The 13,279-nt window shown below is 60.1% G+C and carries 12 protein-coding genes and 1 pseudogene; 3 read left to right on the top strand and 10 right to left on the bottom strand.

Annotation, left to right across the window (positions count from 1 at the left end; translation table 11 throughout):
- From ACIOWA_RS11265 to edd, 10 genes and pseudogenes are all read right to left on the bottom strand, one after another.
- Window positions 1–59: hypothetical protein (locus ACIOWA_RS11265; protein WP_401159823.1), on the bottom strand; the 59-nt coding region annotated here is incomplete at its 3' end.
- Between the two features lie 50 nt (window positions 60–109).
- A pseudogene (locus tag ACIOWA_RS11260) lies at window positions 110–310 on the bottom strand (ATP-binding cassette domain-containing protein); the annotation flags it as partial.
- A 2-nt stretch (window positions 311–312) separates the two neighbouring features.
- Complete coding sequence (locus tag ACIOWA_RS11255) at window positions 313–1,158, bottom strand: carbohydrate ABC transporter permease (protein ID WP_401159796.1); 846 nt, start codon at window positions 1,156–1,158, stop codon at window positions 313–315.
- Entirely contained in the window at window positions 1,151–2,059 is a 909-nt protein-coding gene (locus ACIOWA_RS11250; RefSeq protein ID WP_339430947.1) for a sugar ABC transporter permease, read from the bottom strand. The genes ACIOWA_RS11255 and ACIOWA_RS11250 overlap by 8 nt, the downstream gene beginning before the upstream one ends.
- Window positions 2,060–2,215: 156 nt before the next feature.
- The gene (locus tag ACIOWA_RS11245; protein WP_339430948.1) at window positions 2,216–3,517 is read right to left on the bottom strand and encodes an ABC transporter substrate-binding protein; all 1,302 of its coding nucleotides are present in this window, start codon (window positions 3,515–3,517) and stop codon (window positions 2,216–2,218) included.
- 131 nt (window positions 3,518–3,648) lie between these two features.
- Window positions 3,649–4,908 carry an AGE family epimerase/isomerase gene (locus ACIOWA_RS11240; RefSeq protein WP_401159793.1) on the bottom strand — a complete coding sequence of 420 codons (1,260 nt, stop codon included), beginning with the start codon at window positions 4,906–4,908 and terminating at the stop codon, window positions 3,649–3,651.
- Window positions 4,909–5,058: 150 nt separating this feature from the next.
- Window positions 5,059–6,528 carry an ATP-binding protein gene (locus ACIOWA_RS11235; protein ID WP_221730716.1) on the bottom strand — a complete coding sequence of 490 codons (1,470 nt, stop codon included), beginning with the start codon at window positions 6,526–6,528 and terminating at the stop codon, window positions 5,059–5,061.
- Complete coding sequence (locus tag ACIOWA_RS11230; protein WP_221730715.1) at window positions 6,518–7,249, bottom strand: response regulator; 732 nt, start codon at window positions 7,247–7,249, stop codon at window positions 6,518–6,520. Before ACIOWA_RS11230 ends, ACIOWA_RS11235 begins: the two co-directional genes overlap by 11 nt.
- A gap of 114 nt (window positions 7,250–7,363) precedes the next feature.
- Window positions 7,364–8,323: a glucokinase gene (locus ACIOWA_RS11225; protein ID WP_339430950.1), complete on the bottom strand. Its 960-nt coding sequence runs from the start codon at window positions 8,321–8,323 to the stop codon at window positions 7,364–7,366.
- Window positions 8,320–10,146 carry a phosphogluconate dehydratase gene (gene edd / locus ACIOWA_RS11220; RefSeq protein ID WP_401159791.1) on the bottom strand — a complete coding sequence of 609 codons (1,827 nt, stop codon included), beginning with the start codon at window positions 10,144–10,146 and terminating at the stop codon, window positions 8,320–8,322. Before edd ends, ACIOWA_RS11225 begins: the two co-directional genes overlap by 4 nt.
- A gap of 220 nt (window positions 10,147–10,366) precedes the next feature.
- Between edd and gap the strand changes: the two genes are divergently transcribed.
- The 3 genes from gap (at window position 10,367) to ACIOWA_RS11205 (ending at window position 13,168) form a co-directional block, all read left to right on the top strand.
- Entirely contained in the window at window positions 10,367–11,368 is a 1,002-nt protein-coding gene (gene gap, locus ACIOWA_RS11215; protein WP_339430952.1) for a type I glyceraldehyde-3-phosphate dehydrogenase, read from the top strand.
- Window positions 11,369–11,559: 191 nt separating this feature from the next.
- On the top strand, window positions 11,560–12,078 hold the full coding sequence (locus tag ACIOWA_RS11210; protein ID WP_339430953.1) for a sigma-70 family RNA polymerase sigma factor: 519 nt from the start codon (window positions 11,560–11,562) through the stop codon (window positions 12,076–12,078).
- A 124-nt stretch (window positions 12,079–12,202) separates the two neighbouring features.
- Window positions 12,203–13,168 carry a FecR domain-containing protein gene (locus ACIOWA_RS11205; RefSeq protein WP_339430954.1) on the top strand — a complete coding sequence of 322 codons (966 nt, stop codon included), beginning with the start codon at window positions 12,203–12,205 and terminating at the stop codon, window positions 13,166–13,168.
- The last annotated feature ends 111 nt before the right edge of the window (window positions 13,169–13,279 follow it).

The following is a 13,279-nucleotide window of genomic DNA, read 5'->3' as shown; positions in this document are numbered from 1 at the left end:
CCATCACAACGAACCCCATGTTCTGTCACCCGGCCATGGTGGGCTAGTGCTAGTAGCAGTAGCCCACCATGCGGCTGCGCGTCTACATCGTGTTCGTGCCGCTGACGTCCTGGTCGCCAATCATGATCGCGCCGCCGGTGATGGTTTCCAGGCCGGCGATGCAGTTCATCAGGGTCGACTTGCCGCAGCCCGACGGGCCGACCAGGATCAGGAACTCACCGTCCTTGATCGACAGTTCGATGTTCTTCAAGGTGTCCGGCAGGCCGGCACCATAGGTCTTGTTTACGTTACGAAGTTCGAGCGTAGCCATGATTACCCCTTGACTGCGCCGGCCGTCAGCCCGCGCTCGAAATACTTGCCTGCGACCACATAGACCAGCAGGGTCGGCAGGCCGGCGATCATCGCCGCTGCCATGTCCACGTTGTATTCCTTGGCCCCGGTGCTGGTGTTGACCAGGTTGTTGAGCGCCACCGTGATCGGTTGCGAATCACCGCTGGAGAACACCACACCGAACAGGAAGTCGTTCCAGATCTGCGTGAACTGCCAGATCAGGCAAACCATGATGATCGGCGTCGACATCGGCAGAATGATCCGCCGAAAAATGGTGAAGAAGCCTGCGCCATCAAGGCGTGCAGCTTTGACCAGCGCGTCGGGAATGCTCACGTAGTAGTTACGGAAGAACAGCGTGGTGAACGCCAGCCCGTAAACGACGTGGATGAACACCAGCCCGGTGGTGGTGCTCGCCAGGCCCATCTTGCCGAGGGTGAACGAGGCCGGCAGCAGCACGGTCTGGAACGGCAGGAAGCAGCCGAACAGCAGCAGACCGAAGAACAACTGCGAACCGCGAAAGCGCCACATCGACAGGACATAACCGTTCAACGCACCGATGGCCGTAGAGATGATCACGGCCGGAACCGTGATCTTGATCGAGTTCCAGAAGTAACCATCAACCGTGGCCCAGGCCTTGACCCAGCCAATACCGCTGACCACGGTCGGCCAGCTCAGCAGGTTGCCGGTGCTGATGTCTTCCGGGGTCTTGAAACTGGTCAACAGCATGACCACCAGCGGAATCAGGTAAAGGAACACGGCGAGGATCAGCACCGCGTAGATCGCGATGCGGCTCAGGCTGATCGCAGGTTTGGCAGCGAGACTAGTCATGACGCTTGGTCCTCAGCTCGGAGTACAGGTAAGGCACGATGATCGCCAGAATCGCACCGAGCATCAGAATCGCACTGGCCGAGCCCATGCCCATCTGGCCGCGACTGAAGGTGAAGGAATACATGAACATCGCTGGCAGGTCGGAGGAGTAACCCGGGCCACCGGCCGTCATCGCTGCAACCAGGTCGAAGCTCTTGATCGCGATGTGCGCCAGAATCATCACCGCACTGAAGAACACCGGACGCAGGCTTGGCAGTACCACTTTCCAGTAGATGGTCGGCATGCTCGCGCCGTCGATCTGTGCAGCACGAATGATCGACTGATCAACGCCACGCAGGCCGGCGAGGAACATCGCCATGATAAAGCCCGAGGCCTGCCAGACCGCCGCGATCACCAGGCAATACACCACGCGATGCGGGTCGATCAGCCAGTCGAGACGGAAGCCTTCCCAGCCCCAGTCACGCAACAATTTGTCCAGACCCATGCCCGGGTTGAGCAGCCATTTCCACGCGGTACCGGTGACGATCATCGAGAGCGCCATCGGGTACAGGTAAATGGTGCGAATGAAACCTTCGCGGCGAATACGCTGGTCGAGGAACACCGCCAGCAACACGCCGATCACCAGTGTGATGCCGATGAACATGCCACCGAACACCGCGAGGTTCTTGCTTGCGACCCACCAACGGTCGTTCTCGAACAACCGCGCGTATTGCGCCAGACCGGCCCACTTGTAGTTGGGCAGGAACGTCGAAGTGGTGAACGACAGCACGAACGTCCACAGGATGTAGCCATAGAAGCCCACCAGCACGATGAACATGCTCGGCGCCAGCACCAGTTTGGGTAGCCAGCGTTGCAATGCATCGAACGGCGAGGCCTTGCTGAACACAGCAACAGAACTCATGGGGAAATCCAGTACAGGGAATAAAAACTACAGTGAGATCCCTTGTGAGAGCGGGCTTGCTCGCGAAGGCGGTATGTCAGTCGACGGATGGAGCAACTGACACGACGCCTTCGCGAGCAAGCCCGCTCCCACAGGAGGGGCCTGTGCTAACGACGCTTATTTGGCCGACTTGATCGCTGCGCCGAGTTTCTTGGCGGTATCGGCCGGATCGGCTTTCGGGTCGTTGATGAAGTTGGTCACGACATCAAAGAACGCACCCTGCACCGCCAGCGTGGTCGCCATGTTGTGCGCCATGCTCGGCTGCAAGCCGCCGGACTTGGCGTCTGCCAGGAAGTCTTTGGCTGCAGTTTGTGCGCAGGAGTCGAAACCGAGCTTCTCCATGTTGTTCAACATGTCGTTACGCACCGGGATCGAGCCTTTGTTGATGCTGAAGACCTTCTGGAAGTTCTCACCCAGCACGACTTTGGCAATGTCCTTCTGACCCGCGGCAGTGCCGGCGTCTTTCTGCTTGAACACCGCCAGGGAGTCGATGTTGTAGGTGAACGCCTTGTCGGTGCCCGGGAAGGCTACGCACTCGTAATCCTTGCCAGCGACTTTCTTGGCGGCGGTCCACTCGGACTTGGCCCAGTCACCCATGATCTGCATGCCGGCCTTGCCGTTGATGACCTTGGCCGCTTCCAGGTTCCAGTCCTGACCTTTGCCGTCGACGTCCATGTAGGTCGCGACTTTCTTCAGTTCAGTCAGGGCCTTGACCATTTCCGGGCCGGTCAGCGCAGCGTTGTCCAGATCAACCAGGGCTTTTTTGTAACCATCAACACCCATGACCGAGAGCACAACGGCTTCGAACACGGTGCTGTCCTGCCAAGGCTGACCGCCGTGGGCCAGCGCAATGAAACCGGCTGCCTTGAGCTTGTCACCGGCGGCGTAGAATTCTTCGAGGGTGGTCGGGTTCTTGGTGATACCGGCTTTCTTGAAGACTTGCGGGTTGATCCACAGCCAGTTGACGCGGTGAATGTTCACCGGAACGGCCACGTAATCACCGTCGTACTTCACGGTATCGGAGACTTTCTTGTCGAGCAGGCTGTCCCACTTCTCTTCTTTGGCGACGTCCTTGAGCACGTCAGTGTCGAGCAGACCGGTCGACGCCCATTCCTGGATGTCCGGGCCTTTGATCTGGGCAACGCCTGGAGGGTTGCCAGCGACAGCACGGCTTTTCAGTACGGTCATGGCAGTCGCACCGCCACCACCGGCGACAGCGCCGTCTTTCCAGGTGAAACCGTCTTTTTCGACTTGGGCCTTGAGTACATCAACAGCGGCTTTTTCACCACCGGACGTCCACCAATGCACGACTTCCACCGAACCTTTGGATTCGGCAGCGGACACACTGAGGGGCAGAATTGCGAGCGGGAACAGGGAGGCGACAGAAATGACAGTAGCGAGGCGAGAAATCGCATTCATCTGAGATGTACCTTTCTTGTTGTTATGCGTTGCAAGTCTGGTGCTTGCGCTGCACAGGAGTTTAAACAGGACGTTTCGCTTCGCAGGTAACGAAGGGACGCGCGAATGTCACGACATGGTTACATGACTGATCACCTAGCAGCGCTCTGGGACAACTGCGCCAGCGCACTCGCCATACTCGGCGACAAGGGTAGACGAGGGATCAGTACGGCTTGCCAGGCGTGATACAGATCGGGTTTGCCCGGCCAGATATCGGCACTTGGGCGGTTCCGTGAGTCGAGTTCGTGGTGCCAACTGCCGTTGCAGCGGTCAATGAAATGGCTTTCACAAAAATCCCAAAACAGCCGATACCAGGTTTCGTACTGCGCCTCGCCCGTGCGTTTGAGCAAGGCACTGGCCGCGGCGCTGGCTTCGGCATGTGTCCAGTGCAGACGATGGCGGACCACGGCTTTGTTGTCCCAGTCGAGGGTGTAAACAATGCCCGGCGCACCATCGACATCCCAACCGTGACGGCAGTTGTTTTCGAACAGTTTCTGCGCGTCGGTCGCCAGCCAGCCGGGAGTGAGCATACCGGCCTGCACCCGCGCGGCCTCAAGATGCAGCAGCAGCCGCGCCCACTCAAAACCGTGGCCTGGAGTGGTGCCGTAAGGGCGAAAACCGTCGGCACGATTGTCTTGGTTGTACTCGCGCAGCGGTTGCCAGTCGCGGTCAAAGTGCTCGATGACCATGTAGCCATTGGCGCCAGCATGGCCGTGGATCACGCGTTCAACGATGCGCTGGGCGCGCACCAGCCAGCGCGGATCTTCCGTGACGTCGGCCAGCGCGAGGAAAGCTTCGGTGGCGTGCATGTTGCTGTTGGCGCCGCGATAGGCTTCTTCTTCGCTCCAGTCGCGATTGAAGCATTCGCGCATGGCGCCTTCTTCTTCGCTCCAGAAATACGTGTCGATGATGTCGATCGCGTCATCGAGTAAAGCTTGCGCGCCGGGGCGCTGCGCGACCACCGCAGAACTCGCCGCCAGGGCGACGAAGGCGTGCAGATAAGCGTTCTTGCCCGTGTTGCCATCGCGGTGTTCGGCGACCGCGAACCAGCCACCGTGCAGCGCGTCGCGCAACGGCCCGCGCAGGGCCGCGATGCCGTGATCGACCAGCTCGGCGAACCCTGGCAGGCCCTGAATGTGGGCCATGGCGAAACTGTGGGTCATGCGTGCGGTGTTCATGGTTTCGGCCTGGGCGTTCGCAGGCAACTGGCCGCGCTCGTCGAGATTGCCAAAACCTTCGGGCAGTTTTGCCGCCTTGGCGAAATCCAGCAGGCGCAGGCCTTCGGCGGCGAGCCATTGCTGATGGGCAGGGGCGTTCAGCCAACTGCTGAAGCCTGGGTGAAAGAGATCCATGGGTGGCCTTTTTTGTTGTTATGACGGCGGGCAGTCTAAACAACGGGCCGGGGCAGGCTTGTAACGAAGGGGACAGGTTTTGTCACCAACCTGTGACATGGATATCGATGTTGAATGGGCTTGCTCGCGAAGAACGATAACGCGGTCTATCTAGTCGGCACTGCGCGGCAATTGCAACGTCACCCGCAATCCACCCTCACGCAAGTTCTGCAACGTCACCTCACCGCCATGGCTATGGGCGATGTTGCGCGCAATCCCCAAGCCCAATCCGTAACCCTGCTGCTGCCCCGCCAAGCGAAAGTGCGGCTCGAACACCTGCTCCAGGCGCTGCTGCGGCACGCCCGGCCCTTCATCGTCGACGTGCAGGACAAACGCGTGCTCGTCGTCATCGATGTGCAGATGGGCGTTCTGTCCGTACTTCAACGCGTTGTCGATCAGGTTGCCGATGCAACGCTTGAGCGCCAGCGGTTTGCCCGGATATGCGGCCAGCGCTCGTCCGTTCTGGGTCACACGGCCATTGCCGTTCGGTGCCAGATACGGCTCCACCAGACAATCGAGCACATGATTGAGATCCACCGGTTCGATGTTCTCGTGGATGTCGGTGTCTTTCACGCATTGCAATGCGCCTTTGACCAGCAATTCCAGCTCGTCGAGATCGCGACCGAACTTGGCTTGCAACTGTTCGTCTTCCAGCAACTCGACGCGCAAGCGCAGGCGGGTGATCGGTGTGCGCAGGTCATGGGAAATCGCGCTGAACAACTGGCTGCGTTCGGTCAGATAACGGCTGATGCGCTCGCGCATGGCGTTGAACGCACGGCCCACCTCGACCACTTCACTGCCGCCGCCCTCGGCCACCGGTTCGACATCGGCGCCCAGCGACATCTCCCGCGCGGCCCGCGCCAGGCGCTTGAGCGGTCGGCTTTGCCAATGCACCAGCAAACCGATGAACAACAGCAGAAAACCGCTGGTGAGGACGATGAACCACACCTGCTGCGACGGCAGGCCTTGCTCTTCAAGACTGGTGTAGGGCTCGGGCAACAAGGAGGCGATGTACAGCCATTCGCCCGGCGCCATTTGAATCTGGGTGACCAGCACGGGCGGATTGACCGGTTCCAGCGTCAGCGCGTAATGCGCCCAGGAGCGCGGCAACTCATCGAGTTTGAGCCCCGCGTTGAAAATCCGCAGATCCTCGGGGCTGACGAAACTCACGGAAATGTCGGTGTCCTGTCCCAGCGATTGACGCAGCACTTCATCCACGGCTTTCATCACGGCGGCTTTACGCGGCGTGACCGGCAACACGTCCATGCCCAGCGGTTTGTCGTTGAGCGTCACGACAAAACGGGTGCCGCCCATGCTGCGCAACTGGTCGAGCACCAGCGGCCGATACGCCACCGGCAGCGAACGGAAATAACTGACGCTGGCCGTCATCGAATGCGCCAGGCTGCGGGCGCTGGTGACCAAGCCTTCCAGTTGCGTGGCACGCAGTTGCGATACCCAGATCACACTCGACAACGTCTGGGCGAACAGCATCGCCAGAAGCGTCAGCAACAACATACGCCCCAACAGCGAACGCGGCACCGGCGCTCTGGCTGCGAGCTTGCGCAGGGACTCAGTGACCATTGCCGGCAACCACATTGGCTGCCAATTGGTAGCCGCTGCCGCGCACCGTGCGGATCAGTCGCGGCGGTTTTTCCGTATCGCGCAGGCGCTGGCGCAAACGGCTGACCGCCATGTCGACGATACGATCGAGGGGCATCAGATCACGGCCACGGGTGGCGTTGCCGATGGTGTCGCGGTCGAGGATTTCCTGCGGGTGATCGAGGAACAGTTTGAGCAAGGCGAAATCGGCGCCGGAAAGAATCACTTCCTCACCGTCAGTGTGGAACAGCCGATGGCTGACCATGTCCAGCCGCCATTCATCGAAGGCCAGCACTTCACTGCCGCTGCGCTCCTGACCGAATTGCGCACGACGCAGCAAGGCTTTGATCCGTGCTTGCAGCTCACGAGGGCTGAACGGTTTACCAAGGTAATCGTCGGCGCCCAGTTCCAGACCGATCACTCGATCGGCTTCGTCGGAACTGGCGGTGAGCATGATGATCGGCACCTGCGCCTGACGCGGATGCTGACGCACCCAGCGGCACAGGCTGAAACCGTCTTCATCGGGCAGCATGACATCGAGGATCACCAGATCGCTCGGCGCCTCGTTGAGCGCCTGACGAAAACTGGCGCCATCGGCTGTGGCCCGGACCTGAAACCCGGCGCGGGTCAGGTAGGTGTCCAGCAACTCGCGTATCTCCTGGTCGTCATCGACCAACAAAATCGACTTGTTGACTGAGCTCACTTCGAAGGCATCCTTGTTGTTGGAATTGGGGCGGATTATGCCTCAAGCATCGAACGTACAAACACCACAGAACCATTGTGGGAGCAAGCCCGCGCCCACATTTCTGGCCGTGTTTCAGGCCCGAATCGATTGATCGAGGGCCACACCGGCACCGACAAGGCCGGAATACGGCGCTGTCACCAGCCACACCGGAATGCCCTTGAAGTAATCGCTCATGCAACCCTTGTCGGCAAAGCTGTGGGCGAAACCGCTTTGGACAAAGAAATCGGCAAAGCGTGGAATCACGCCGCCAACGATGAATACCCCGCCGCGCGCGCCCGTGGTCAGCACGTTGTTGCCGGCCACACGCCCGAGCCAGCAGCAGAATTGCTCCAGCACTTGCAGGGCAATCGGGTCACCCGCCAATCCTGCAGCGGTGATCGCTTCCGGCGTATCGAGTGTTGGCTCATGCCCATCCACCGCGCAGATCGCCCGGTAAACCCGAGGCAAGCCGCCGCCGCTCAATGCGGTTTCCGCGCTGACGTGGCCGATCTCGTTATGGATGTGCTGCCACAACTGGGTTTCACGCAGGCTGCTCAACGGCAGATCAACGTGACCGCCCTCGCCCGGCAACGCGGCAAAACGACCGTCACCGAGATCGAGCAAGGTGCCGACGCCAAGGCCTGTGCCTGGGCCGATCACCACGGCCGGACGCAACGGCTCCGGCGTGCCTTCGCACACCACGCGGAATTCGCCGGGCTGCAATCGGGTCATGCCCAACGCCATCGCCGAGAAGTCGTTGATCAGCAGCAGTTGCTCGACCTGCAAGGTCTTGCAGAACGCCGTGCGGCTAAGGCGCCAGTGATTATTGGTGAACTTGAATTCATCGCCACTGACAGGGCCGGCCACCGACAGGCACACCGAACCGATCGAACCCGGCGCCAGACCGAGGCCGCTCAGGTACAGGCTGATTGCCTCTTCCGGGCTGGCATGGTCGGCTGTGGCCAGCACCTGAACCGATGCCAGCTGCTGGTTTTTCCACAACGCAAACCGCGCGTTGGTGCCTCCGATGTCACCGACCAAAGCCAGTTTCAATTAAGCGTCTCCAGGGCAGAAGTGAAGGCGCTGGCGCCCTGCTCCGCCGAGCTGAAGGCCATACGCATGAAGCCGAACAGTTCGCGACCGCTGCCGATGTTGTTGCCCAACAGGCCTTTGGCGGGTTCGCGCGCGGCAAATTCTTCGGCGTCCACTTTGAGTTCCAAAGTACCTTTGACGCCATCGACGCGGATGATATCGCCCTCTTGCACCCGCGCCAAAGCCCCACCGACATAAGCTTCAGGACTGACGTGAATCGCCGCCGGGATTTTCCCCGAGGCGCCGGACATGCGCCCGTCAGTCACCAGCGCGACTTTGAAGCCACGATCCTGCAGCACGCCAAGGAACGGCGTCATCTTGTGCAGTTCCGGCATGCCGTTGGAACGCGGCCCCTGGAAGCGCATCACCGCGACAAAATCCTTCTCCAGCAAACCGGCCTTGAACGCGTCGGCCAGGTCCTGCTGATCCTGGAACACCATGGCCGGTGCTTCGACGATCTGGTTTTCCAGCGCCACGGCGGACACCTTCATCACGCCGCGTCCGAGGTTGCCTTCCATCACCCGCAGACCGCCCTCCGAGGAGAAGGCACGGGCCACTGGACGCAGAATATTTTCGTCGAGGCTTTCGCTCGGGCCTTCGCGCCAGACCAGTTCGCCGTTATCAAGGAACGGCTCTTTGGTGTACTGGCTCAAGCCATGGCCGAGCACGGTGTTGACGTCTTCGTGCAGCAGCCCGGCTTCGAGCAGTTCACGGATCAGGAACGACATGCCGCCCGCCGCCTGGAAGTGGTTGATGTCGGCTTTGCCGTTCGGATAGACGTGGCTGAGGGTTGGCACGACTTCGGAGAGGTCGGCCATGTCTTGCCAGGTCAATTGAATGCCCGCCGCCATGGCGATGGCCGGCATGTGCAGGGTGTGGTTGGTCGAACCGCCGGTGGCGTGCAGGGCGACGATCGAGTTGACCAGCGACTTTTCGTCGACGATTTCGCCGATCGGCATGAAGTTGCCGTTCTGTTTGGTCAGGCGCGTGACCTGATGCGCGGCTTCGCGGGTCAGGGCGTCGCGCAGCGGTGTGTTCGGGTTGACGAAGGAGGCGCCCGGCAGGTGCAGGCCCATGACTTCCATCAGCAACTGATTGGTGTTGGCCGTGCCGTAGAAGGTGCAGGTGCCCGGGCTGTGGTAGGACTTCATTTCCGATTCCAGCAGCTCTTCGCGGGTCGCCTTGCCTTCGGCGTACTTCTGGCGCACGTCGGCTTTTTCCTTGTTGGAAATGCCCGAAACCATCGGCCCGCCCGGGACGAAGATCGTCGGCAGGTGGCCGAATCGCAGCGAGCCCATCATCAGGCCCGGCACGATCTTGTCGCAGATGCCGAGCATCAGCGCGCCGTCGAACATGTTGTGCGACAACGCCACCGCCGTGGACATGGCGATCACTTCGCGGCTCGGCAGGCTCAACTCCATGCCCGGCTCGCCTTGGGTCACGCCGTCGCACATCGCCGGAGTACCGCCGGCAAACTGGCCGACCGAGCCGATTTCGCGCAGGGCATTTTTGATTTGTTCCGGAAATACTTCGTACGGCTGATGCGCCGAGAGCATGTCGTTATATGAAGAAACAATGGCGATATTCGCCGAGTTCATCATCCGCAGGCTGTGCTTGTCTTCGCTGCCGCACCCGGCCACGCCGTGGGCGAAGTTGGCGCATTGCAGCTTGCCGCGCATCGGCCCGTCAGTCGCGGCGCCGTGAATCAGTGCAAGGTAAGCCTGACGCGTGGCGCGGCTGCGGGCGATAAGCCGTTCGGTGACCTCAAGGACGCGGGGATGCATGTGTAGAACTCCAGGCTAACGGATGTGGCGACCTGATTGTCTATGCTGATCAAACACCGTTGTTGTTGGAATGACAGACGGTGTTTTTGATCATTCGGACCAGTTGATTCAGGTCACTCGTTGTAGATAAAACAAAATATTGCCACTAAAAAGGCTTGTTTTCTATTTTTATGCGAATAATCTTGTAATTCCAACAACAAAACGACGGCGGCGCTGTTTCATGACTCTTCGAATCGCAATCAATGGTTTTGGCCGCATCGGCCGTAATGTCCTGCGCGCACTGTATACCCAAGGCTACCGACAGGATTTGCAGATCGTCGCCATCAACGATCTGGGCGACAGCTCGATCAACGCGCATCTGCTCAAATACGACACCGTTCATGGCACGTTCGACGCCGAAGTGGCGCATGACAACGAAAGCCTGACCGTCAACGGCGACCGCATTGCCGTCAGTGCCATTCGCAACCCGGCCGAACTGCCATGGGCGGCGGAAAAAATTGACGTGGTGTTCGAATGCACCGGGCTCTTTACCGACCGTGCCAAAGCCGCCGCGCATATTACTGCCGGCGCGCGCAAAGTCATCATCTCGGCCCCGGCCAAAGGCGCCGACGCCACCGTGGTCTATGGTGTGAACCACGACATTCTGCGCCAGTCGCACCAGATCATCTCCAACGCTTCGTGCACCACCAACTGCCTGGCGCCTGTGGCGCAGGTGTTGCACCGCGAGCTGGGGATCGAAAGCGGCCTGATGACCACCATTCACGCCTACACCAACGATCAGAACCTGACCGACGTCTACCACACCGACCCGTACCGCGCGCGCTCGGCCACTCAGAACATGATCCCGAGCAAAACCGGCGCCGCTGAAGCGGTGGGCCTGGTGCTGCCGGAACTGGCCGGCAAACTGACCGGCATGGCCGTGCGTGTACCGGTGATCAATGTGTCGCTGGTGGACCTGACCGTGCAGTTGAAGAAAGAAGCCAGCGCCGAGGAAGTCAACGCGCTGCTCAAGGCTGCCAGCCAGCATTCGAAAATTCTCGGCTACAACACCTTGCCGCTGGTTTCCAGCGACTTCAACCACAACCCGCTGTCGTCGATCTTCGACGCCAACCACACCAAATCCAGCGGCAAACTGCTGAAGGTGCTGGCCTGGTATGACAACGAGTGGGGCTTCTCCAACCGCATGCTGGATAACTGCCTGGCGTTGTGCAACGCGGAGTAAGCCGCACTCCCCATGTGGGAGCGGGCTTGCTCGCGAAAGCGGTGGTTCAATCGATCGATGAGTCACCTGACACGACGCCTTCGCAAGCAAGCCCGCTCCCACAGGTTGGCGATTTCAATCTGAAATCAAGGCTTGACCATTTGACTGGATGATAAGCATTATCATTCGCCTCAAATGGATCAGGTCCTCCCGTGAGTCAATCGCGCTTCAACCATGTCTTCCTCACCCAGCGCACTTCGTTGCTGCGCACGCTGGAACGGATGGTCAACAATCACAGCACCGCTGAAGACCTGTTGCAGGAAACCTACCTGCGCGTGACGCGGGCGCTGAGCGAGCGGGCCATCGACCACCTCGAACCCTTTGTCTTCCAGACCGCGCGCAATCTGGCGCTGGATCATTTGCGTGCGCGCAAGATCCATTCGCGCACCATGGTCGATGACGTGCCGCAGGACGTCGTGCACAGCATCGCCGCCCCTGCCAGCAGCGCCGAAGACGCCGCCCACGCCGAACAATTGCTCGAACGCTTGAACGTGAGTCTCAGTCAATTGAGCCCCCGTCAGCAGCAGATTTTCATCCTCAGCCGTCTGCACGGGCACAGCTATCAGGAAATCGCCGACGAACTGAAGGTGTCGCTCAGCACCGTGCAAAAAGAATTGAAACTGATCATGACCATTTGCATCGGTGTCGCCGAACGCTTGAATGGCGACTGAGGCTGTAGGCTCTTTCCGTAAGCGCCAGGTTCGACTGCACTGAGCTTTGTGCTTTGTTACCCTTGCCCGACTTTTACGCTTCACTAAAAAAACAGCCGTGCGCAGACACTGCCGAGGAAACACCGTGACGGACACCCACCGCTCGCCTTCGCCGGAATCGGCGCGGGACGCTGCAAACGCAATGGACCAGGCACTGGACTGGCTCATCGTGCTCGGCAGCCCGGACGAGGAACAGACCCGGCAATTTCATGCCTGGCTGGCGGCCGATCCGTTGAATGCCGAGGCGTTCGCCAAAGCCCAGGCGATCTGGGATGGCCCGCAGATCGCTCAGTGCGCGCAAACCCTGGCGGCGGCGCCTGCGAAAGTCAGCGTCCTCAGCCGTCTGCGTCCACACTGGAAACCACTGGCCACCGCCGCGGTATTGCTGCTCGGTCTGTTCAGTTTCAGCAATGTGCCCCTGCGCATCCAGGCCGATCACCTGACCGTGGTCGGCGAGCGTCAGCGTCTGCAACTGGAGGACGGCTCGAAAGTCCTGCTCAACACCAATTCGGCATTCTCCAGCACCATCAACGATCAACAGCGCGTCGCGCGGTTGTTCCAGGGCGAGGCGTTTTTCGAGGTTGCCGGCAGCCGCAAGCAACCGCTGGAAATCGACGCAGGCCCGGTCAAGGCCAGCGTGCATGACACCGCCTTCGCCGTGCGTTACCTGGACGGCGTAGCGCAGGTCAACGTGCAACGCGGCGATGTCGATTTGCGCGCTACGCATAACGATGCCCGGGTGCGTTTGTCTGCCGGTGAAAGTATTCGCATCGGCCCCAACGGATTCGACCGCCCGGCCAAACTCGATGCATCGACCGATCTGGCCTGGGTGCAAGGCCGACTGGTGTTCGAGAACTGTCCGCTGAATCAGGTGCTGGCCGAACTGCGCCGCTACTATCCGGGCTGGATCATCAACACCAACGAGCAGTTGGCTGATGTCGCCGTGACTGGCAATTACCGCCTCGACCAGCCACTGGACGTGGTGCGTTCCCTCGCTCACATCACCTCGGCGCGCCTGCAGGAATTCCCGGCGCTGGTGATCCTGAACTAAATGAGAATTATTTTTACTCGATAGCCAAAGCGCGTTCGTCTCGTTATAGCCAATGCAATTGATTCGCATCTTCGGACGCCAATCAGCACCTATAAAGATTCGTGCGACACG

Origin of the sequence: Pseudomonas sp. NPDC087614 (assembly GCF_044743485.1) — a bacterium.
GTDB lineage: Bacteria > Pseudomonadota > Gammaproteobacteria > Pseudomonadales > Pseudomonadaceae > Aquipseudomonas > Aquipseudomonas baetica_A.
Note: the sequence above shows the minus strand (reverse complement) of the source record. Positions and strands in the feature narration are given on the sequence as shown.

Excerpts from the sequence above, each read along its gene's own strand:
- ACIOWA_RS11255 (WP_401159796.1), bottom strand. The coding sequence starts at position 1,158 with ATGACTAGTCTCGCTGCCAAACCTGCGATCAGCCTGAGCCGCATCGCG.
- gap (WP_339430952.1), top strand. The coding sequence starts at position 10,367 with ATGACTCTTCGAATCGCAATCAATGGTTTTGGCCGCATCGGCCGTAAT.
- ACIOWA_RS11245 (WP_339430948.1), bottom strand. The coding sequence starts at position 3,517 with ATGAATGCGATTTCTCGCCTCGCTACTGTCATTTCTGTCGCCTCCCTG.
- ACIOWA_RS11240 (WP_401159793.1), bottom strand. The coding sequence starts at position 4,908 with ATGGATCTCTTTCACCCAGGCTTCAGCAGTTGGCTGAACGCCCCTGCC.
- ACIOWA_RS11250 (WP_339430947.1), bottom strand. The coding sequence starts at position 2,059 with ATGAGTTCTGTTGCTGTGTTCAGCAAGGCCTCGCCGTTCGATGCATTG.
- ACIOWA_RS11235 (WP_221730716.1), bottom strand. The coding sequence starts at position 6,528 with ATGGTCACTGAGTCCCTGCGCAAGCTCGCAGCCAGAGCGCCGGTGCCG.
- edd (WP_401159791.1), bottom strand. The coding sequence starts at position 10,146 with ATGCATCCCCGCGTCCTTGAGGTCACCGAACGGCTTATCGCCCGCAGC.